Consider the following 20,927-nt stretch of genomic DNA (forward strand, 5'->3'; position numbering starts at 1 on the left):
CATGACCGTGAAGACCCACTGGTACGAAGCCGATACCCGCTTCATCCCCGGGCACTATCAACCGGCGGCGCTGATCGACCTGGCGCTGTCGCGGGACATCGACAGCCATCGCCTGCTGCGCGGCACCGGGCTGTTCCACGAGGACATCCTCGCCGGCCAGACCCGTCTCAGCCCGCAGCAGTTCCTGGCGCTGATCGGCAACAGCCGGCGCCTGCTGGACGCCGACGACAGCAGTTTCCTGTTTGGCCAGCGCCTGCTGCCCGGGCACTACGGCGCCGCCAGCCATGCCTTGCGCCATGCCCAGAACCTGCATCAGGCCCTGGACACCCTGGTGCAGCAGCAGGCCCTGCTCAGCCCCCTGCTGAGCCCACGCCTGGTGCTGGATGAGCAGCATGCCTATTGCTACTGGCTGGACAGCTGCGGCGCCGGCGAGCACGGGCGCTTCCTGCTGGAAGCCAGCATGACTTCGCTGGTGGCCATGAGTCAGTGGCTGGCCGGCCAGCGCCTGCCCTGGGAATGCAGCTTCAGCCATGCCGAGCCGCGCTACGTCGAGCAGTACTGGGTGCACCTGGGGGAACAGACCCAGTTCCAGCGCCCCCTGGACCTGATGCGCATTCCTCGGGAATACCTGACCCGGCCCTGGCCCGGCACCTCGGCCACCGCCGGCCAAGTGGCGCGCCAGGAAGCCGCCGAGCACCTGCGGCAGTTGGGGTTTTCCACGAGCTTCCTCGACGCCCTGTACCGCTACCTGCAAGCCAATGTGCGCAGTGCGCCAAGCCTGGAACAGGCGGCCCAGGCCTTTGTAATGAGCCCGGCGACCCTCAAGCGCAAGCTGAGCAAGCACCACAGCGGCTACCAGCAGCAAGTGGATCGGGTGCGCAAACACGTGGCCCTGTACCTGTACCAGATCAAGGGCTGGAGCAACGAGGCAGTGGCCGAGTACCTGAACTTCAATGACCCGGCCAACTTCCGCCGCTCCTTCAAGCGCTGGACCGGCAGCACCCCGACCCTGATCCGGCAGTTGCTGGGCGACAGCTGAAACGTTTAACCTCGAACCATGACCGCGGGTGTGCCAACTGCACAAAGCGCTAAAGCCGCAGGCCATTCAGGCGTATAAACCTTGAAGCGATGGCGCCACTGTCATCCGCGCCGCAGCCATTTCCAACACGGGGTAGAGTCATGACCACAGCCAATGTCCTCAACAACCTGTTTCCTGCTGCCGCCGACATCCCCGAAGCCTATCGCCTGCCCGATCCGGTGGAGCAGCGCGACTACCTGGTAGACGGTGAACTGCGCACCTGGAACGGCCCCCTGGCCCAGGTCCGCAGCCCGATCTACTTGAGCGGCGCCGACGGCGACCAGCAAGTGATTCTCGGCAGCACACCGCTGCTGGACGCTGATACCGCCCTCACCGCCCTGGACGCCGCCGTGCGCGCCTACGACCGCGGCCAGGGCGCCTGGCCGACGATGCGCGTGGCTGAGCGCATCCAGCACGTGGAAGCCTTCCTGGCGCGCATGCGCGAACAGCGCACAGCAGTGGTCAAGTTGCTGATGTGGGAAATCGGCAAGAACCTCAAGGACTCGGAAAAGGAGTTCGACCGCACCTGCGACTACATCGTCGACACCATCGGCGCGCTCAAGGAACTGGACCGGCGCTCCAGCCGCTTCGAACTGGAACAGGACACCCTCGGCCAGATCCGCCGCGTGCCCCTGGGCGTGGCCCTGTGCATGGGCCCCTACAACTACCCGCTGAACGAAACCTTCACCACCCTGATCCCGGCGCTGATCATGGGCAACACCGTGGTGTTCAAGCCGGCCAAGCTCGGCGTGCTGCTGATCCGGCCGTTGCTCGAAGCCTTCCGCGACAGCTTCCCGGCCGGGGTGATCAACGTCATCTACGGCAGCGGCCGCGAAACCGTCAGCGCGCTGATGGCCAGCGGCAAGATCGACATCTTCGCCTTCATCGGCACCAACAAGGCCGCCAGTGACCTGAAGAAACTCCACCCCAAGCCGCACCGCCTGCGCGCGGCCCTGGGCCTGGACGCGAAGAACCCGGGAATCGTGCTGCCCGATGCCGACCTGGACAACGCGGTCAGCGAGGCCGTTACCGGCGCGCTGTCGTTCAACGGCCAGCGCTGCACCGCGCTGAAGATCCTGTTCGTCCATGAAAGCGTGGTGGAGCGCTTTATCCAGCAGTTCAACGCCAAGCTGCAAGGCCTCAAGCCGGGCATGCCCTGGGAGCCGGGCGTGACCCTGACGCCACTGCCGGAAAACACCAAGGTCGATTACCTGCACGCCCTGGTGGCCGATGCCCAGGCCCACGGCGCCCAGGTGGTGAACCCCCATGGCGGCGAGTCCCGGGCGTCGTTCTTCTACCCGGCGGTGCTGTACCCGGTGAACCCGCAGATGCGCGTCTACCACGAGGAGCAGTTCGGCCCGGTGGTGCCCATCGTGCCCTACCACGACCTGGACACGGTGATCGACTACGTCCTGGAATCGGACTTCGGCCAGCAACTGAGCCTGTTCGGCAGCGACCCGGCGGTGATCGGCCGGCTGGTGGACACCTTCGCCAACCAGGTCGGGCGGATCAACATCAACGCCCAGTGCCAGCGCGGCCCGGACACCTTCCCCTTCAACGGTCGCAAGAACTCCGCCGAGGGCACGCTGTCGGTGCATGATGCGTTGCGCACCTTCTCGATCCGCACCCTGGTGGCGACCAAGTTCCAGGAGCGCAACAAACAGCTGATCAGCGACATCATCCGCAATCGCGACTCCAGCTTCCTGACCACCGACTACATTTTCTGAAGCGCCTGGCCGGGGCTCGCCACGCGGCGAGTCACGGCTACTGATTCAGCCACTCATCAACTACTGGAGAAACCGGTCTGGGCCCGTTCAAACACCTGCGGGGCATCCACCTGCCGCCCTTGCTGCAGCGCCTGCTGCGTCCCCTGCTGGACCCGTACCGGCGCTACCGTCACGCCCGCCTGATCCATGCGGTGCGGGTCGCCCTCGGCCTGATCGCCACCATTCTCCTGACCACTGGCCTCAACCTGCCCCACGGCGAGTGGGCGTCGGTGACCATGCTGGTGGTGATCGGCGGCCTGCAGCACCACGGCAACATCGGCAAGAAGGCCGCCGAGCGGGCCATCGGCACCCTGGTGGGCGCCGGGGTCGGCCTGGTGCTGGTGGTGCAGCAGGCGTACTTCGGCCATCCCTGGCTGACCTACCTGGGCATGTCGGCGGTGTGCGGCTACTTTTCCTACCACGCCATCGGCAAGGGCGGGTATACCGCGCTGCTGGCAGCGATCACCGTGTTCATCGTCGCCGGCCATGGCGACAACCAGATCAGCGACGGCCTGTGGCGCGCGGTGGACATTCTCATCGGCATTGCCCTGGCCCTGGCGTTTTCCTTCGCCATTCCGCTGTACGCGGTGTATTCCTGGCGCTACACCCTGGCCAGCGCCCTGCGCGACTGCGCTCAGTTGTATGGACGGATCATCCAGGGCCAGTCGGTGACCGACGACGAACACCTCAAGCTCCTGGGCCGGGTCAACGCCGCCATGCTGCAACTGCGTTCGCTGATGCCTTCGGTGTCCAAGGAAGTGCGGATTTCCATGACCGAGCTGGACGCCATCCAGCGCAATCTGCGGATGTGCATCAGCACCCTGGAGATCCTCGGCAACACCCGCCCCGATGCCAGCGACCGGCAAGCCATGGCGCAGATGCAACTGGCACTCAAGGCCGAGCACCGGCAGATCCGCGTGCAGTTGATCGGCATGGCCCGGGCCCTGCAAACGGGGGGCACCCAGCGCCTGGACAAACCCCTGGAAGGCCATGCCGACAAGGCCCTGGAGACGCCTGTGTATTCGCCCCTTGACGGTTACCGGCTGCTCACCCGGCAGTTGGCCGCGACCCTGGGCGAAATGCGCCAGCGACTGGCCAAAAGCGCCCGGCACTGGAAGATTTAAAACAACTCGCTAAAGGGAATGAAACGCGCCGCGTCGCCCACCTGCAGGGTGTGGCCTTCAAGGATCTCCACCAGGCCATCGGCCCAGGAGGCTCCCAGCAATACCCCCGAGCTCTGATTCGGGTAGAGCACGGCGCGGCCGTTTTCCAGGCGCGCCCGCAGGTATTCCCGGCGGCTGCCGGCCTTGGGCCAGTTGAAGGCCACGCTGACCGGCACACTCAAGGGCGCAACCTGCTCCACTCCCTGAATCCGCAACAGGTAGGCCCGGGCCAGCAGGCCGAAGGTCACCAGGGCCGAGGCCGGATTGCCCGGCAGGCCGATCACCGGCACCTGGCCGAAGTGGCCCACCGTCAGCGGTTTTCCGGGTTTGATGGCGAGCTTCCAGAACAGCGGTCGACTATCGCTCCTCAGCACCTGGCCCAGGCAGTCGGCATCCCCCGCCGAGACCCCGCCGGTGGTCAGGATCAGGTCCGCGCCGTGCTGCAACTGTTCCAGCCTGAACCGGGTCTGCTGTGGCTGGTCGGGAAGAATCCCGGCGTCGATGACCTCGCAGCCCAGGCTGTCGAGCCAGTGGCGGAGCAAGGTGCGGTTGCTGTTGTAGATGCAACCCGGGCGCATGGGCATGCCCGGTTCCAGCAGTTCATCGCCGGTGGACAGCAACGCCACTCGCGGACGGCGCACCACTTGCAGCTCGGTGCAGCCCTGAGCGGCGGCCACCGCCAGTTCGAAAGGCCCCAGGCGCTTGCCGGCTTGCAACAGCACATCACCGGCCCGGTTCTCCTGGCCTTGGGGACGGATGTTCTGTCCCGGTTTCAGCGCCTGGGTGAAGCGCGCCCGGCCATCCTCCAGCAACTCGACGTTCTCCTGCATCTCCACGCAGTCAGCGCCGGCAGGCACCGGGGCGCCGGTGAAGATCCGCGCACAGGTGCCCGGCTGCAAGGGGTCGCCGGGCTGACCGGCAAAGATCGTCTGTGACACCACCAGTGGCTGGCCGTCCCAGTGCTGCAGGTTGAGGGCATAACCGTCCATGGCGCTGTTGGCCCAGGGCGGCAGGTCCAGGGTCGCCAACAGATCGCTGGCCAGCACCCGTTGCCGGGCATGGTCCAGGGCCAGGGTTTCGCTTTGCGTCAGACGTTGGGTATCGGCCATGGCCAGCAGGCTGGCCAGTGCTTCTTCCAGCGGCATCAAGTGGCCCTGGCTCATCCCCGGGACTCGCAGGCCTGCACCGGCTTGAGGTGCGGCACGAAATTGCACGGCCGATGGCGGGCATCCAGCTGCTCGGCGAGGATGCCTTCCCAGGCGGTGCGGCAGGCCCCGGTGGAGCCCGGCAGGCAACACACCAGGGTGCCATTGGCCAGCCCGGCCAGGGCCCGGCTCTGTACCGTGGAGGTGCCGATATCGAGGATCGAGATGGCGCGAAACAGCTCACCGAAACCGTCGATATGCTTGTCCAGCAGGCAACTCACGGCTTCGGGGGTGCTGTCGCGACCGGTGAAGCCGGTGCCGCCGGTGATCAACACCACCTGGATGCGCTCGTCGGCGATCCAGGTCGCCACCTGGGCGCGGATCTTGTACAGATCGTCCTTGAGCAGGTTGCGTTCGCTCAGGGTGTGGCCGGCTTCCAGCAGGCGACTGACCAGCAGTTGCCCGGAGGTATCCGTGGCGTATTCCCGGGTATCGCTGACCGTCAGCACGGCCATGTTCAAGGGTACAAACAACGCATCCGACTTCACGCTCATGTCATTCTCCGACCGGCAAGATAAAAACCATGAGTGCAGGCTAAAGGCCCGAAAGCGCGGCTGTCTAATCGTTCTGGCTGACCAGATTATCGACCCGCTCTATCGTCACCCGGGGGTTTGCGTGACGGTTGATAAAGCCCGTCAATCGGCCATTCAACACTTCCGATTGGACGTGCTCGAAGGACAATGCCATCGTTTGCGCCACCGACCTGATATGCGTCCCGCCATGACCCCGATCCAGCCTGCACCCGCCTGTTCCCTGCCCTGCTCGATCCTGCTGCTGGCCGGTGGCCGCGGCTCGCGCATGGGCGGCCAGGACAAGGGCCTGGTGACCTGGCACGGCCAGCCGCTGATTGCCCATGTGCAGAAGGTGGTGCGGCCCTTCAGCGATGACCTGATCATTTCCTGCAACCGCAACGCCGAGCAGTACCGGCCCTATGCCGATCGTTTGGTGGCGGATGAGCAGGAGGACTTTCCCGGCCCTCTGGCGGGCGTGCTGGCAGGCCTGGCAGTGGCCCGGCATCCATGGCTGTTGGTGCTGGCCTGCGACGCGCCGCGGATCGACAGCGCGCTGATCCAGGCCCTGCTGGATGCCCGCGCAGCGCACGCCCCTCATCCGCTGATGGTGCGGCAGGCCGGCTACTGGCAACCCATGTTCAGCCTGATTCCAACGGCGCTGGCAGCGAGCTTGCGCCAAGCCTGGAACCTGGGTGAACGCAGCCTGCTGCGGGCCCTGGCGCCCCATGGGCTGAGCGCCCTGCCCTGCGCCGTGGACGACCCGCGACTGAGCAATTTCAACACCCCTGAACTACTGTCTGAAACACACCCCTGGCCCTTGGCCTGAACACCTAAGGTGTTCCCCGAAGGTCCGGCCCGGGAAGATTGAAGGCCTTTCCATCGGCCGGACACCTGCGTTACTACTGACTCCGATTTCCTCACCACAGGTGCCATTGTGGACATCAAGCAACTCAAGTTTCTCATCGCCCTGGAACAGACCCGACACTTCGGCCAGGCCGCAGCGCGCTGCCACATCACCCAGCCGACCCTGTCCATGCGCCTGCGCAACCTGGAGGACGAACTGGACCTGATCCTGGTGACCCGGGGCCAGCGCTTCGAAGGCTTCACCGAGGCCGGCGAGCGGGTCCTGGCCTGGGCCAAGACCCTGCTGGCGGCCCATGACGGGCTGTTCGCCGAAGCCGCCGCCTGCCGTGGGCAACTGGTGGGTAACCTGCGCCTGGGCCTGGTGCCGCTGAGCGGCTTCAACCCCATCAGCTATGTACAGAAGCTGTCGGCGAGCTTTCCCGAACTCAAGTTCAGCCTGTCGTCCGCCAGCTCCGACCGGATCATCGAGGACATCGGCAACAACCAGCTGGACCTGGGGGTCTGCTACCTGGACCACGTCAACCCCAACTACCTGGACTTCTTCGAGATCGGCGAGACCCGGGTCGGCCTGCTCTACGACACCCGGCACTTTCATTTCGAAGGCAGCGAGATGAGCTGGGAGGACGCCGCCGAGCTGCCCCTGGGGATGCTCAGCACCGGCATGCACTATCGCAAGTCCATCGACCTGAGCTTTCGCAGCCGTGGCCTGAACCCGACGCCGATCCTGGAGAGCGATTCCACCTACCAGCTGTTCCAGGCGATTCACGAAGGCTTCTGCTGCTCGATCATGCCGTTGGACAGCGGCCTGGATTCGCCCATCGACAACCTGGCCTTTATCCAGCTGCCGGACGCCAGCGTGCTGGCGCCCCTGGGGCTGGTGATGCGCAAGACCGAGCCACGCTCGGCGATTGCCGAAAAGTGCTTTGCCGAAGCCAGGAAACTCTTTGCCACCAAGGGCGAATGAACGCCCCCGGAGCCAGCGTGCCCCGGAGTGAATCGACTGTATTGAGGTGTCGTCATGGTTTGCCGTATCGAACAAACGGAGCAACAGCCCGAGGCCAATGCACCGGCCCCCGCGCCGCAGCGCGTGACCTATCGCGAATACAGCCCCGAGGGCGGAGTGGCCGAGGCGCCGCTGGCCGCGGAGATTGCCCTGGCCATCACCTACAACGGCCTGAGCCAGGCGGTGATGATGGTGTCTCCCGGCAACCTGGAGGATTTCATTCGCGGCTTCAGCATCACCAACGACATCGTCAGCGACCTCAGCGAAATCTACGACATCCGCCTGAGCCACTTTCCCCAGGCCTGCCAGGCCGATGTGCAGATTTCCAGCCGGGCCTTCTGGGCCCTCAAGGACCATCGCCGGCAAATGGCCGGAACCAGCGGCTGCGGGTTATGCGGCGTGGAAGCCCTGGAACAGGCGCTGCCGCAACTGCAGAGCCTCGAACCTTCGCCGCTGCCCCCCGCCGAGCATCTGCAAGGCCTGCGCGAGCGCATCGAACAGGCCCAGCACATGGCCCGCAGCAGCGGTGCCCTGCACGCGGCGCTGTACGTCGATGAACAGGGTGAAGTGCGCCTGTGCCAGGAAGACATCGGCCGCCACAACGCCCTGGACAAGCTGATCGGCGCCCTGCTGAACGCCGGGATCGATGGCCGCCAGGGCTTCACCGTGGTCACCAGCCGCTGCAGCCTGGAGTTGATCCACAAGGCCGTGCGCGCCCGTCTCGGCACCCTGGTCAGCCTCTCCGCGCCTACCGCACTGACCGTGCAATGGGCCAACAAGCACCACCTGAACCTGATTCACGTGCCCCACCGCAACGCCCCGCGGATCTACAGCCCGGTGTAAATGCACAACGCCGGATGACAGGCATCCGGCGTTGTTCCCCACCTTCCCTCAAGCCTCACTCACCGGCATAAGCTCAACGTTCTGCCGCTCAACGTTCTGCAACCCAACGTTCGGCAGCCCGCCGGTCGCTCTCGCGTCCGTCGATCCAGCGTTCGCCGCCGGGGGTGACTTCGCGCTTCCAGAACGGGGCGCGGGTCTTGAGGTAATCCATGATGAAGGCGCAGGCCTCGAATGCGGCTTGCCGGTGGGCACTGGCCACGCCGACAAAGACGATGGGCTCGCCCACCTGCAGCAACCCTACCCGATGCACCAGGCTCACCCGGTTCAGCGGCCAACGCTCCCGGGCCTGTTGCACGATGCCCTGCAGCGAGCGCTCGGTCATGCCCGGGTAGTGTTCCAGGTACAAGCTCTGTACCGCCTCCCCCAGGTTGAGGTCGCGCACATAACCGACAAAGGTCACCACCGCGCCGACACGGCTATCGCCGGCCTGCAGGCCGGCGCTGAGTTGATCAAGGTTGAAGGCCTGGGTCTGCACCTGAACGCTCATGCCTCAGCCCCCGGTCACTTGAGGAAAGAAGGCGATTTCATCGAAGTCCTCGATGACCGCATCGAGCTTGCACAGGTCCTGGTTCAGCGCGCACATCAGGCTGCTTTCCCCCAGCACCGTGGCCCAGGTTTCACCCCGGGCCATCAGCAACTGGCGCACGTCATCGACGGTGTGCAGGTCGGCGTCCAGGGGCAGTTTCTCGCCGCCGCTGCCCAGCTGTTCGCGGTAGCGGGCAAAGTAATTGACCAGAATCATTGCGTTTCTCCAGCGATGAACAGCCCTGATTTGCCGCCCTGCTTCTTCAGCAGTTGCAGGCCCTCGATGACCATGCTCCGGTCCACCGCCTTGCACATGTCGTAGATCGTCAGCGCCGCCACGCTGGCGGCGGTCATGGCTTCCAGCTCGACCCCGGTGGCGCCGTTGAGCCGGCAGCAGGTGGTGATCCGTACCCGGTCCGGCGGCAGCGCTTGCAGTTCGACGCGGATGCCGCTGAGCAGCAGCGGATGACACAGGGGAATCAGTTCGTAGGTCTTCTTCGCCGCCATGATCCCGGCGATGCGCGCCACGGCGAACACGTCGCCCTTGGGATGGCCGTTGTCCTGGATCAGTTGCAGGGTCGCCGGGAGCATGCGCACCCAGGCCTGGGCCTGGGCTTCGCGCTCGGTTGCGGCCTTGCAGGTGACATCCACCATGCTGGCCCGGCCCTGGGCGTCCAGGTGAGTGAGTTCGTTCATGTGCAACCTCGGATAAAGACAGTGGATCAGCTCAGGACATAGTCCACCGGCACCAGGGCCGGCGGCAGTTCAGTGGCCCCCAGGGCGTCGAGAATCTCGCGTTCGAGGGTGCGCACCAGGGCGTCCATCGGCAGGTCGTTCTCGTCGTGGCCAAAGGGGTCTTCCAGCTCGTCGCCAATGGCGTCCAGGCCAAAGAAGGTGTAACTGACGATGGCGGTGAAGATCGGCGTCAGCCAGCCCAGGGGCTCGGCCATGGCAAAGGGCAAGAGGATGCAGAACATGTAGCTGGTGCGGTGCAGCAGCAAGGTGTAGGGGAACGGCAGCGGCGTGCCCTTGATCCGCTCGCAGGTGGTTTGCGCGGCGGTGATCCCGGACAGCAGATTGGCGATCAGCAGGTAGCGCCACTCGCTGATCACGCCCGAAGTCGCCAGGGCCGAGCACTGGCGCGACACCTGGCGCAGGATGCTGTCCGGCAGGTTCGGCGTCCGGGCCGCCGGCCAATGGCTGAGCCAGGTGCCTGCCGCGCTGAGCTCGTCTTCCTGGCGCAGCCGGGCCTTGAGGGCGTGGGCGAAACCGCACAGGTCCCGCAGGATGCTGCTGCGGGCCTGGGCATCGCCGAGCACCTGGGTTTCGCGGATCAGCGAGCGCACCTCGGTGAGCACCGCGCCCAGGGCCTTGCGCCCTTCGTACCAGCGGTCGTAACAGGCGTTGTTGCGAAAGCTCATGAAGATCGACAGCGACAGCCCGAGCAAGGTGAAAGGCGTGGCATTGACCTTGGAAAAGTATGCCGGGTGCAGGGTTTCGATCAGCACGATGGCCGAGGCCAGCAGGGTCACCAGCAGACTGCGCAGGGCGATGCGCTTGGCAATCGAGCCCTTGAGGGAGATCAGCACGCTGATCAGGTTGGGTTTGGATCTGACGATCATCGGGGCACGGCCTGTAAAGCAAAGAAGGCGGAGATGGCGGACCGATCAGCCGCCGGTCATGTTCATGAAACGCACCACCTGGACCTCGTCGTTGAGCTCGAAATGGTGGCGATAGGGCTTGAGCTTCATCGCCTCGACAATGGCCCGCTGCAGGCGCTCGGCGTCGCCGGGATGGGCGCGCAGCACGGCCTTGAGGTCCACCGAGTGTTCGTTGCCCAGGCACAGCAGCAAGCGCCCTTCCACTGTCAGCCGTACGCGGTTGCAGGTGCCGCAGAAGTTGTGGCTATGGGGTGAGATGAAGCCCAGGCGGATCTGCGGCGCCTCGGCCAGGCGCCAGTAGCGCGACGGCCCCTGGGTCGACTCGGCGGACTCCATCAGGGTGTAGCGCTCGGCGATCCGCTCACGGACCTGGGCGCTGGAAAAGAACGCATCGCTGCGGCTGTGCTCGCTGATGCTGCCCAGGGGCATCTCCTCGATAAACGAGAGGTCCAGGCTGCGGTCGATGGCGAACGCCACCAGTTCGTTGATCTCCTGGTCGTTGCGCCCTTTCATCACCACGCAGTTGAGCTTGGTGCGCGCAAAACCCGCAGCGTTGGCCGCATCGATGCCGGCGATGACCTGGGCCAGGTCTCCGGTGCGGGTCAGTTGGCGAAACAGCTTCGGGTCCAGGCTGTCGAGGCTGATGTTCAGGCGCTTGACCCCGGCCTCGAACAGCGGCGCTGCCAGCTTGCCCAGTTGCGAGCCATTGGTGGTCATGCACAGCTCCCGCAGCCCCGACAATTGCCCGATGCGCTCGCACAGTTGCACCACCCCGGGACGGATCAGCGGCTCGCCACCGGTGAGGCGGATCTTGCGCGTACCCAGGGCGACGAAACGCTGCGCCAGCTGGTACAGCTCTTCCAGGGTCAGGATGCGTTGGCGCGGCAGAAACTGCATGTCCTCGGCCATGCAATACACGCAACGAAAATCGCAACGATCGGTCACCGACATACGTAAATAGTCGACCCGTCGAGCAAAGCCATCCACCAATACTTGATCTGACATAACAGCCTCTTTCGACGGATTCGACTTATAGGTCTTAGTTGTAGTTCTCGGCCAAAAACGACCGTTAAGGAGTTGTTGCCGGCAAGACTAAGAGCAATTAAAAGTTGCGTCCAATCGCTATTTACGACTGATTGATCGATGCACTCTATCAACGAAAAAACCGCCCGCAATCAGCAACAGCAGTTCAACTCAAATCATTGATTATCATGACTTTTAATTCGTGATAGAGGCTTTCGATCAGCCGGTCATTAATTGCGATTAGACAGCCCATACAGGCGCCGAATAGGCTTTATTCGTGGCCCATGAAACGGGCCCTATAAGTGACTCCGTTGCCCCAAACAGATCCGAACTTAAACGGCTTCACCACAAAACCGCATTTAGCCTGTGCAGTAAAACAATCACTGACATTGATTCAACGTCGGGCGGTTGCCTGCGTGCGCTGTATTGGAGAAATATCATGAGCGAAGTTGATCGATATAAACCCTACAAGGGGGCGGCCGCCGGTTGGGGGGCACTGATCGCGGTGACCAGGAACTGGCTGGGCAGTGAAAACGCCTTCAAGAACATCCGTGCCATGCTCAAGACCAACCAGAACGGCGGCTTCGACTGCCCGGGCTGCGCCTGGGGCGAGTCGCCGGAAAACGGCATGGTCAAGTTCTGCGAGAACGGCGCCAAGGCGGTCAACTGGGAAGCCACCGGGCGCCTGGTGAACCCGGCCTTCTTCAACAAATACACGGTCTCGGCCCTGGCCGCGCAGAGCGACTACTGGCTCGAATACCAGGGCCGCCTGACCCACCCGATGCGCTACGACGCCACCCAGGACCGCTATGTGGAAACCACCTGGGACGAAGCCTTCGAGCTGATCGCCAGCCACCTCAAAGGGCTGGACTCGCCGAACCAGGCGGAGTTCTACACTTCGGGCCGGGCCAGCAACGAGGCGGCGTACCTGTATCAGCTGTTCGTGCGCGCCTATGGCACCAACAACTTTCCCGACTGCTCGAACATGTGCCACGAGGCCAGTGCCGTGGGCATGTTCGAAAGCGTTGGCGTGGGCAAGGGCACGGTAGTGTTCCATGACCTTGAAGAAGCCGACGCGATCTTCGTCATCGGCCAGAACCCCGGCACCAACCACCCACGGATGCTGGAGCCGCTGCGCGAGGCGGTGAAACGCGGTGCCCAGGTGATCTGCTTCAACCCGCTCAAGGAGCGCGGCCTGGAACGCTTCCAGCATCCGCAGCACCCGCTGGAGATGCTCACCAACGGCTCCGAGCCCACCTCCTCGGCCTACTTCCGCCCGGCCCTGGGCGGCGACATGGCGGCCTTTCGCGGCATCGCCAAGTTCCTCCTGCGCTGGGAGCGCGAGGCCCTGGCCAACAATGGCGAAGCGGTGTTCGACCGGGCCTTTATCGCCGAGCACACCTCGGGCCTGGACAGCTACCTGGCCGAGGTCGATGCCACGTCCTGGAACCACATCGTCGAGCAGTCCGGGCTGACGCTGGCCGACATCGAGCTGGCGGCGCGCATGTACCGCAAGGCCAAGCGCGCAATCATGTGCTGGGCCATGGGCCTGACCCAGCACACCCATTCGGTGCCGACCATCCAGGAAGTGATCAACGTGCTGTTGCTGCGGGGCAATATCGGCCGCCCCGGCGCCGGCCTGTCGCCGGTGCGCGGCCACAGCAACGTGCAGGGCGACCGCACCATGGGCATCAACGAACTGGCGCCCACCGAGCTGCTGGATGCCCTGGAAACGCGCTTTGGCTTCAAGCCGCCACGGGAGCACGGGCACAACACAGTGATGGCGATCTCGGCCATGGAACAGGGCCGGGCCAAGGTGTTCATCGGCCTGGGGGGCAACTTCGCCCAGGCCACCCCGGACACCCCGCGCACCCACGCCGCCCTGCGCAACTGCGAGCTCACTGTGCACATTGCCACCAAGCTCAACCGCAGCCATCTGGTGACCGGTCGCGAGGCGCTGATCCTGCCGTGCCTGGGCCGCACCGATATCGATATCCAGGCCAATGGCCCCCAAGGCATCACCGTGGAAGACACCTTCAGCATGGTGCACATCTCCCATGGCCAACTGAAACCCAAGTCGCCGCACCTGCGCTCGGAACCGGCGATCATCGCCGGGATCGCCAACGCCACCCTGGGCCAGCACCCCATCGACTGGCTGTGGACCATCGAAGACTACGGACGCATCCGCGACCTGATCGCCGACACCATCCCGGGGTTCGAGGACTTCAATCTCAAGCTGCTGCACCCCGGCGGTTTCCACCTGGGCAACGACGCCACCCAGCGGCGCTGGAACACCGCCACCGGCAAGGCGCGCTTCATCCCCAGCGTGCTGCCCGAGCACCTGATCAGTGCCGGGGTGCGCAAGCTCAAGGTCAAGCCGGACCTGATCCTGCAGACCATGCGTTCCCACGACCAGTACAACACCACCCTGTATGGCCTGGATGACCGCTATCGCGGGGTCTACGGCATGCGCGAGGTGCTGTTCGCCAACGAACAGGACATTCGCCAGCTGGGTTTCGAGCCGGGGCAGAAGGTCGACATCGTCTCGCTGTGGGACGACGGTCGGGAGCGTCGGGTCAGCGGTTTCACCCTGATCGCCTACGACATTCCCACCGGCCAGTCCGCCGCCTACTACCCGGAAACCAACCCCCTGGTGCCCCTGGAAAGCTATGGCGACCGCACCTACACGCCGACCTCCAAGTTCATCGCCATCCGCCTGGAGCCGGCTGCGGCCAGCAACCTGATCCAGTCCGTCGGCGTGTGACCCAGCCTGGGGCGGTGCGATCGCCACCCCAGCCTTTACCTGTGCAGTACCCCTGCCCCCGCCACGAGCCCACGGGTTCGCGACGGCCGCGCAGTGCCTGCTCGGGCATCAAGCCATTACGAGGGTATCGTCATGTTTCATCTACAGGCGCTCGACCTTGCACGCATCCAGTTCGCGTTCACGGTCTCGTTCCACATCATCTTTCCCGCCATCACCATCGGCCTGGCCAGTTTCCTGGCGGTGCTCGAAGGGCTGTGGCTCAAGACCCACAACAGCACTTACAAGGACCTGTATCACTTCTGGTCGAAGATCTTCGCCGTCAACTTCGGCATGGGCGTGGTCTCCGGGCTGGTCATGGCTTATGAGTTCGGCACCAACTGGAGCCGCTTCTCGGACTTTGCCGGGAGCATCACCGGGCCGCTGCTGACCTATGAGGTGCTGACCGCGTTCTTCCTTGAAGCGGGCTTTCTCGGGGTCATGCTGTTCGGCTGGAACCGGGTCGGCCGCGGGCTGCACTTCTTCGCCACGGTGATGGTGGCCATCGGCACCCTGATCTCGACCTTCTGGATTCTCGCCTCCAACAGCTGGATGCAGACGCCCCAGGGCTTCTCCATCGTCGATGGGCGGATCATGCCCATGGACTGGCTGGCGATCGTCTTCAACCCGTCGTTCCCCTTCCGCCTGGCGCACATGGCGATTGCTGCGTTCGTCGCCACGGCGTTCTTCGTCGGATCAAGCGCCGCCTGGCACCTGCTGCGGGGCAACAACACGCCGCCAGTACGCAAGATGTTGTCCATGGCGCTGTGGATGGCGCTGATCGTGGCGCCGATCCAGGCGGTGGTCGGTGACGCCCACGGCCTCAACACCCTGGAACATCAACCGGCAAAAATCGCCGCCATCGAAGGCCACTGGGAAAACCACGGCAGCGAACCCTCGCCCCTGGTGCTGTTCGGCATTCCCAACATGGACGGCGAAAAAACCGACTACGCCGTGGAAGTGCCCTACCTGGGCAGCCTGATCCTGACCCACAGCCTGGACAAACAGATCCCTGCACTCAAGAGCTTCCCCAAGGAAGACCGTCCCAACTCGGCCATCGTGTTCTTCAGCTTCCGCATCATGGCCGGGCTCGGCATGTTGATGATCCTCACCGGGGTGCTGGGCCTGCTGTTGCGGCGTAACGGCGCGCTGTACCGCAACCGCCTGTTCCTGCGCCTGGTGCTGTGGATGGGCCCCACCGGCCTGATCGCCATGCTGGCGGGCTGGATCACCACCGAAGTCGGGCGCCAGCCCTGGGTGGTGTACGGCCTGCTGCGCACCAGCGACGCCGCGTCCAACCACAGCGTGACCCAACTGAGCATCTCCCTGGCGCTGTTCGTGGTGATCTACTTCTCGGTGTTCGCGGTGGGCATAGGCTACATGATGAAGCTGGTGCGCAAGGGCCCGCAGCCCCACCACGAGCACCCGCCGACCCACCCTGTCGGCCAGGAGCCAACGCCGCGCCGTCCACTGTCCGCCATCGCCGAGACCTTTGCGTCCAGCGACCACCACCACTGAAACAAGGGATATCGACATGACGATTCAAGGCATAGACCTGTCGTTGATCTGGGGCGTGATCATTGCCTTCGGGGTGATGATGTACGTGATCATGGACGGCTTCGACCTGGGGCTGGGGATTCTCTTCCCGCTGATCCCCGATGCCCGGGAACGGGACGTGATGATGAACACCGTAGCCCCGGTCTGGGACGGTAACGAGACCTGGCTGATCCTCGGTGGCGCAGCGCTGTACGGTGCCTTTCCCCTGGCCTACTCGGTGATTCTCGAAGCCCTGTACCTGCCGCTGATCTTCATGCTGGCGGGGCTGATCTTCCGCGGCGTGGCCTTCGAGTTCCGCTTCAAGGCCAGCCCGCAAAAACGCCACATCTGGGACTGGGCCTTTATCGGCGGCTCGCTGCTGGCGACCCTGTGCCAGGGCATCGTGATCGGCACTTACATTTCCGGCATCCCGGTGGTCAATCGCCAGTTCGCCGGCGGTTCCCTGGACTGGCTGGCGCCCTTCCCGCTGTTCTGCGGCCTGGGTCTGATCGTGGCCTATGCGCTGCTGGGCAGCACCTGGCTGCTGGTCAAGACCGAAGGCATGCTCGAAGCGCGCATGCGCCACTACACCCGGCCTCTGGCGTTCGCGCTGATGGCCGTGGTGGCGGTGTTGTGCGTCTGGACCCCGCTGCTGCACCCGGAGATTGCCACCCGCTGGTTCAGCCATGCCCATATCGTGATCTTCAGTGCGCTGCTGGTGCTGGGCCTGCTGGCGTTGTGCGGACTGCTGGGCACCTTGCGCCAGCATCATTCCCACTGGCCCTTCGTGTTCACCCTGGTGCTGGTGTTCCTCGGCTACATCGGCCTGGCGTTCAGCATCTGGCCGAACATCGTGCCGCCGTCCATCAGCCTGTGGGACGCGGCATCGCCCCTGTCCAGCCAGTTGTTCATCCTGATCGGCACCCTGTTCATCCTGCCGATCATCCTGATGTACACCTGCTGGAGCTACTACGTGTTCCGCGGCAAAGTGAGGATTGGCGATGGCTACCATTGATCGAGCAAAGTCCCTGACCAGCCAGCCCTGGCACCGGCAAGTGGCGCAGTTGAGTCTGCTGTTCTTTGGCCTGGTGCTGATGCTCGCCTGCAGCGGTGCACTGATGCTGGAGCTGGCTCATGGATAAGGTCACGACCCAATCTGCGCAACCGGCACCCGGCTGGCAGCGCCTGCTGTGGATGCTCGGCATCTGGCTGGCCAGTGTGATCGGCCTGGGGCTGGTGGCCGGCCTGTTGCGGCTGCTGATGCAGGCCGCCGGAATGCACAGCCACTGAGGATGGGTATAACGCCTGGAACCCCGACTCGCAGCAACGGGCCGGGGTTTTGCCGTTTACTGGTCGGCTGCAGCGCGCTCGGCCAGGTCTTCCAGCAGATCGGCAGATGGCACGAAGAACAGCCCGCCGGTGACCGCCGTACTGAAATCCAGCAGGCGATCGTAGTTGCCCGCCGGGCGACCGACGAACATGTTCTCCAGCATCTGCTCCACCGGCCGTGGCGAGCGGGCGTAGCCGATGAAGTAGGTGCCGAATTCCCCGGCGCCCGGACGGCCAAAGGGCATGTTGTCGCGCAGGATCTTCACTTCCTCGCCGTTCTCTTCCAGGGTGGTCAGGGAGCTGTGGGAACAGCTGGGTTTGACTGAATCATCCAGCTCGATATCCGCCAGCTTGGTGCGGCCGATGATGCGTTCCTGAGCCTCCACCGTCAGTTCGTTCCAGGCCGCCATGTTGTGCAGGTACTTCTGCACCAGCACGTAGCTGCCATTGCAGAACGGCGGGTCCTCATCGCCGATCAGGGTGAAATCCACGGCCTCGCGGCCTTCCGGGTTCTCGGTGCCGTCGACGAAGCCGACCATGCTGCGCATGTCGAAATAACGAAAGCCCTGGACCTCGTCCACCACCTTGACCGCATCCCCCAGAGGCTTGAGCAGTTGCGTGGCCAGTTCGAAGCACAGGTCCATCTGCTCGGCGCGGATGTGCAGCAGCAGGTCGCCCGGGGTGGATGGCGCGCGGCGCCCTTCCACGCCCACTTCACGGAAAGCGTGCAACGCAGCCGGACGCGGGCCGCCGAACAACCGGTCCCAGGCACTGGAGCCAAAACCGCAGACACAGGACAGATTGCCCCCCGGCACGCGCTTGCCCACCGAACGGGTCAGGGCGGCGACATCGGCGCACCACTCACGCACGGTTTTCGCCGCGCTGGCGCCGGGGGCCAGGGTGGCGACGATAAAGATGGCGCTACGGGTGATGGGGTTGCAGATGGCTTGCGGCTCGGGCTTGCGCTCGGCCAGGGAGTAAGGCTGGGTCATTATGGCTTCCACAGGCTGCGGTCGGAAAAATCACCGACAGGAAAATAGCAGATTGTGGCCGTGGCGAGGGCGCTTGCTGCCGCTGGAAGGCTGGCGTGAAACCCTTTGCAGGCCCCCGCCCAGCGCCCCCCGCGCTCATTGCAAAACGCTGCGCCGACGCTTGAGGGTCCAGCCCTGCTGCATGCCGGCGGCGGCCAGCAGAATCGCGCCGACGCCCACCCATTGCAGCAGGCCCAGGCGATGACCGAAGGCCAGCCAGTCGACGAAGATCGCCGCAATCGGATAGATGAAGGACAAGGCCCCGGTCAACGCCGTCGGCAACTTCTGGATCGCCCCATACAACAGCACGTACATCACCCCGGTATGCACGATGCCCAGGGTCAGCAGGCTGGCCCAGGCCGTGGCCTGCTGGGGCGGTGCGCCGAGGTTGGCCCAGGGCGCCAGCAACAGAACCCCGGTGCACACCTGGATCAGCGCGATCAGGTGCGGCGGCGTGCCGCTCAGGCGCTTGATCAGCAGCGCGGCAAAGGCGTACAGCAAGGCCGCGCCCAGGGCCAGGGCGATGCCCAGCAGGTAGTCGTTGCCGGTTTCGCCCTGGGTGCCGTGGGCGCTGACGATGGCCAGCATTCCGGCAAAGGACAGGCACAGCCAGAACAGCTTCTGCGGGGTGATCTTCTCCCCCAGGAACAGCGCCCCCAGGGCCACCAGGATAAAAGGCTGGACGTTGTACACCGCGGTGCCGATGGCGATCGAGGCTCGGGAATAGGAGCCGAACAACAGCACCCAGTTACCGACAATGGCCACGCCGCTGAGCACCGCCAGGATCAGCGCACGCCTGGTCAGAATGTTCTTACGAAGAAAACCGAAAGCGCCACAAATAAGTAGCAAAGTCCCGGCGCCGAACAGGCAACGCCAGAACACCACGTCCAGCACCGGTTGCCCGGACACCAGGACGAACCAGCCGATGGTTCCGGAAATCAGCATGGCGGCGGTCATTTCCAGCGAGCCGCGGCGCGTCAGTGCATCCATCATCAATCTCCTCTAACAGTGGCCAAATTATGCCCAGCGCAACCAGCCCATCGCCAGTTCAAAACCTAGGCTAGACTCAATCAAGGCCTTTTTTATCAAGGCAAAACAGCCATCCTACCTAACGAGATCGCCATGCTTGATGCCATCGACCAGGCACTGATCAGTGCCCTGATGCAGGACTCCCGCCGCTCCCTCAAGGCCCTGGCGCAGATCAGCGGGCTATCCGCCCCCAGCGTTGCCGAGCGCTTGAAAAGATTGGAAGAACGCGGCGTGATCAGCGCTTATACCCTGGAGATCGATCCAAAACTTCTGGGCTACCAGTTGCAGGCTATCGTCCGCATTCGCCCCTTGCCGGGCAAACTGCAGGAAGTGGAACGGCAGATCCTGGCGATTGCCGAGTTCACCGAATGCGACAAGGTCACCGGTGACGACTGCTTTATCGCCCGCCTTCAAGTGCGCTCCATGGAACAGCTGGACAGCCTGCTGGACCGCCTCAACCATTTCGCCGAAACCAACACCGCGATCATCAAGAAATCGCCGATCAAGCGGCGTTTGCCACCCCTGGATTAAGACCGTGAATTGGGCGTCTTCACCCCAGAAAAAGCCCCTGGAACAAGCAAGAAATTTCCCTCTGGAGCGGCCGTTCTAGAGGCGTTTCTTACAAAAACCTACCCGACTTCTAGGCCGCTTTTCAGAAAGCTTCCCATCAGACATAAGACGATTCTTAAAATCCCCCAGACGTCTTTTTGGCGTCAATTTCAGTGATACCCTGCGAATCCTCTGACGACCCCACTAGCAAAATGCCTGCTCCTTTGCGGAAGCTGCGCATTGTTGTGGGCTCATGCCTGTCGAAAAGCCGAGTACAAGAACCCATGCCGATCCGCGTCCAGATAGCCGATGACCATCCCTTGACCCTGATTGGGATTCATACCCTGCTGGAAAACCGCGCCGAACTGGAAATCGTTGCCCAGGCCCACAGCGTGGAAGCCTTGTTGGAAAACCTGCAGCGCCAGCCTTGCGACCTGCTGCTGACCGACCTGATGATGCCCGGCGGCGATCAGGTGGATGGGATTCGTCTGATCAGGCGACTGCGTTCACGCTACCCGGAGTTGGCCATCGTGGTGATCACCATGCTCGACAACCCGGCGCTGATCAGCAGCCTGCTCAAGCTCGGAATCCAAGGCTTGGTGAGCAAGCGCGGTTTGCTCAACGACCTGCCCAAGGCGATTGCCGCCCACCCGCGGGCACCTTTCGTGTCGCCGTCGATCCAGCATCTGCTGGACACCAGCACCGCCTTGCATGGCAAGCCGCTGCTGCAGCCCGAGCAGTTGTCGGCCAGAGAGATCGAGGTGCTGCGTCTGTACGGCACCGGCATGAGCATCGGCGCCATCGCCCAACACTTGTGCCGCAGCAAACAGACCATCAGCACGCAAAAGAGCAGCGCCATGCGCAAGCTAGGCCTGGACACCTCGGCCAGCCTGTTTCTGTACATCCAGGAACACGGCCTGAGCTGAGCTGTCCTGAAAAATTCTGGAGCT

22 protein-coding genes are annotated in these 20,927 nt (G+C 64.0%); 13 read left to right on the top strand and 9 right to left on the bottom strand.

The features are described from left to right. Position 1: 1 nt before the first annotated feature. The 3 genes from PFZ56_RS24190 to PFZ56_RS24200 all read left to right on the top strand — a co-directional run bounded on the left by PFZ56_RS24190 (position 2) and on the right by PFZ56_RS24200 (position 3,968). Positions 2–1,039: an AraC family transcriptional regulator gene (locus PFZ56_RS24190; protein ID WP_110596660.1), complete on the top strand. Its 1,038-nt coding sequence runs from the start codon at positions 2–4 to the stop codon at positions 1,037–1,039. Between the two features lie 140 nt (positions 1,040–1,179). Further along, positions 1,180–2,805: an NADP-dependent glyceraldehyde-3-phosphate dehydrogenase gene (locus tag PFZ56_RS24195; RefSeq protein WP_170003149.1), complete on the top strand. Its 1,626-nt coding sequence runs from the start codon at positions 1,180–1,182 to the stop codon at positions 2,803–2,805. 122 nt (positions 2,806–2,927) lie between these two features. Further along, complete coding sequence (locus tag PFZ56_RS24200; protein ID WP_170003171.1) at positions 2,928–3,968, top strand: FUSC family protein; 1,041 nt, start codon at positions 2,928–2,930, stop codon at positions 3,966–3,968. Here the strand turns inward: PFZ56_RS24200 and glp are convergent. Beyond that, a complete protein-coding gene (glp, locus tag PFZ56_RS24205; RefSeq protein WP_170003147.1) occupies positions 3,965–5,170 on the bottom strand; it encodes a gephyrin-like molybdotransferase Glp in 1,206 nt (401 codons plus the stop codon). The two genes, PFZ56_RS24200 and glp, sit on opposite strands and share 4 nt — an antisense overlap. Next, positions 5,167–5,706: a molybdenum cofactor biosynthesis protein B gene (gene moaB / locus PFZ56_RS24210; protein WP_110653247.1), complete on the bottom strand. Its 540-nt coding sequence runs from the start codon at positions 5,704–5,706 to the stop codon at positions 5,167–5,169. Before moaB ends, glp begins: the two co-directional genes overlap by 4 nt. Before the next feature lie 226 nt (positions 5,707–5,932). Between moaB and mobA the strand changes: the two genes are divergently transcribed. From mobA to fdhD, 3 genes are all read left to right on the top strand, one after another. After that, positions 5,933–6,550 (top strand): molybdenum cofactor guanylyltransferase MobA, encoded by a 618-nt coding sequence (gene mobA / locus PFZ56_RS24215; protein ID WP_170003169.1) that lies wholly within the window; start codon positions 5,933–5,935, stop codon positions 6,548–6,550. Positions 6,551–6,658: 108 nt separating this feature from the next. Then, positions 6,659–7,552 (top strand): LysR family transcriptional regulator, encoded by an 894-nt coding sequence (locus PFZ56_RS24220; RefSeq protein WP_110596657.1) that lies wholly within the window; start codon positions 6,659–6,661, stop codon positions 7,550–7,552. A gap of 54 nt (positions 7,553–7,606) precedes the next feature. After that, a complete protein-coding gene (fdhD, locus tag PFZ56_RS24225) occupies positions 7,607–8,434 on the top strand; it encodes a formate dehydrogenase accessory sulfurtransferase FdhD (RefSeq protein WP_170003145.1) in 828 nt (275 codons plus the stop codon). 88 nt (positions 8,435–8,522) lie between these two features. Here the strand turns inward: fdhD and moaE are convergent, their stop codons facing one another. From moaE to moaA, 5 genes are read right to left on the bottom strand one after another with little or no spacing between them, the layout of a single operon-like run. Further along, the gene (moaE, locus tag PFZ56_RS24230) at positions 8,523–8,981 is read right to left on the bottom strand and encodes a molybdopterin synthase catalytic subunit MoaE (RefSeq protein WP_102881608.1); all 459 of its coding nucleotides are present in this window, start codon (positions 8,979–8,981) and stop codon (positions 8,523–8,525) included. A 3-nt stretch (positions 8,982–8,984) separates the two neighbouring features. Beyond that, entirely contained in the window at positions 8,985–9,236 is a 252-nt protein-coding gene (locus tag PFZ56_RS24235) for a MoaD/ThiS family protein (RefSeq protein ID WP_102864824.1), read from the bottom strand. Then, complete coding sequence (gene moaC, locus PFZ56_RS24240; protein ID WP_102881609.1) at positions 9,233–9,715, bottom strand: cyclic pyranopterin monophosphate synthase MoaC; 483 nt, start codon at positions 9,713–9,715, stop codon at positions 9,233–9,235. Before moaC ends, PFZ56_RS24235 begins: the two co-directional genes overlap by 4 nt. Before the next feature lie 26 nt (positions 9,716–9,741). After that, positions 9,742–10,641, bottom strand: coding sequence for a bestrophin family protein (locus tag PFZ56_RS24245; RefSeq protein ID WP_102881610.1), 900 nt, complete (start codon positions 10,639–10,641; stop codon positions 9,742–9,744). Positions 10,642–10,686: 45 nt separating this feature from the next. After that, positions 10,687–11,685: a GTP 3',8-cyclase MoaA gene (gene moaA / locus PFZ56_RS24250; RefSeq protein ID WP_170003143.1), complete on the bottom strand. Its 999-nt coding sequence runs from the start codon at positions 11,683–11,685 to the stop codon at positions 10,687–10,689. Positions 11,686–12,142: 457 nt separating this feature from the next. Here moaA and PFZ56_RS24255 point away from each other — a divergent pair, with 457 nt between their 5' ends. The 5 genes from PFZ56_RS24255 to PFZ56_RS24275 all read left to right on the top strand — a co-directional run bounded on the left by PFZ56_RS24255 (position 12,143) and on the right by PFZ56_RS24275 (position 17,329). Beyond that, positions 12,143–14,467 (top strand): FdhF/YdeP family oxidoreductase, encoded by a 2,325-nt coding sequence (locus PFZ56_RS24255; RefSeq protein WP_170003141.1) that lies wholly within the window; start codon positions 12,143–12,145, stop codon positions 14,465–14,467. 132 nt (positions 14,468–14,599) lie between these two features. Next, the gene (locus PFZ56_RS24260; protein ID WP_170003139.1) at positions 14,600–16,021 is read left to right on the top strand and encodes a cytochrome ubiquinol oxidase subunit I; all 1,422 of its coding nucleotides are present in this window, start codon (positions 14,600–14,602) and stop codon (positions 16,019–16,021) included. A 16-nt stretch (positions 16,022–16,037) separates the two neighbouring features. Next, the gene (gene cydB / locus PFZ56_RS24265) at positions 16,038–17,054 is read left to right on the top strand and encodes a cytochrome d ubiquinol oxidase subunit II (RefSeq protein WP_102881614.1); all 1,017 of its coding nucleotides are present in this window, start codon (positions 16,038–16,040) and stop codon (positions 17,052–17,054) included. Further along, entirely contained in the window at positions 17,041–17,181 is a 141-nt protein-coding gene (locus PFZ56_RS24270; protein WP_170003137.1) for a hypothetical protein, read from the top strand. Before cydB ends, PFZ56_RS24270 begins: the two co-directional genes overlap by 14 nt. After that, positions 17,174–17,329, top strand: coding sequence for a DUF2474 domain-containing protein (locus PFZ56_RS24275; protein ID WP_170003135.1), 156 nt, complete (start codon positions 17,174–17,176; stop codon positions 17,327–17,329). The genes PFZ56_RS24270 and PFZ56_RS24275 overlap by 8 nt, the downstream gene beginning before the upstream one ends. Before the next feature lie 56 nt (positions 17,330–17,385). Here PFZ56_RS24275 and PFZ56_RS24280 read toward each other — a convergent pair whose 3' ends face one another. Both PFZ56_RS24280 and PFZ56_RS24285 read right to left on the bottom strand, forming a co-directional pair. After that, positions 17,386–18,360, bottom strand: coding sequence for a Dyp-type peroxidase (locus tag PFZ56_RS24280; RefSeq protein ID WP_170003133.1), 975 nt, complete (start codon positions 18,358–18,360; stop codon positions 17,386–17,388). 135 nt (positions 18,361–18,495) lie between these two features. Then, positions 18,496–19,389, bottom strand: a complete 894-nt coding sequence (locus tag PFZ56_RS24285; protein ID WP_170003131.1) for a DMT family transporter — start codon at positions 19,387–19,389, stop codon at positions 18,496–18,498. A 132-nt stretch (positions 19,390–19,521) separates the two neighbouring features. Here PFZ56_RS24285 and PFZ56_RS24290 point away from each other — a divergent pair, with 132 nt between their 5' ends. Together PFZ56_RS24290 and PFZ56_RS24295 are read left to right on the top strand one after the other, a co-directional pair. Then, positions 19,522–19,959 carry an Lrp/AsnC family transcriptional regulator gene (locus tag PFZ56_RS24290; RefSeq protein WP_102881618.1) on the top strand — a complete coding sequence of 146 codons (438 nt, stop codon included), beginning with the start codon at positions 19,522–19,524 and terminating at the stop codon, positions 19,957–19,959. Between the two features lie 302 nt (positions 19,960–20,261). Further along, complete coding sequence (locus tag PFZ56_RS24295) at positions 20,262–20,903, top strand: response regulator transcription factor (protein ID WP_102881619.1); 642 nt, start codon at positions 20,262–20,264, stop codon at positions 20,901–20,903. Positions 20,904–20,927: the final 24 nt, after the last annotated feature.

Origin of the sequence: Pseudomonas danubii (genome assembly GCF_042980055.1) — a bacterium.
GTDB classification, from domain to species: Bacteria; Pseudomonadota; Gammaproteobacteria; order Pseudomonadales; family Pseudomonadaceae; genus Aquipseudomonas; species Aquipseudomonas danubii.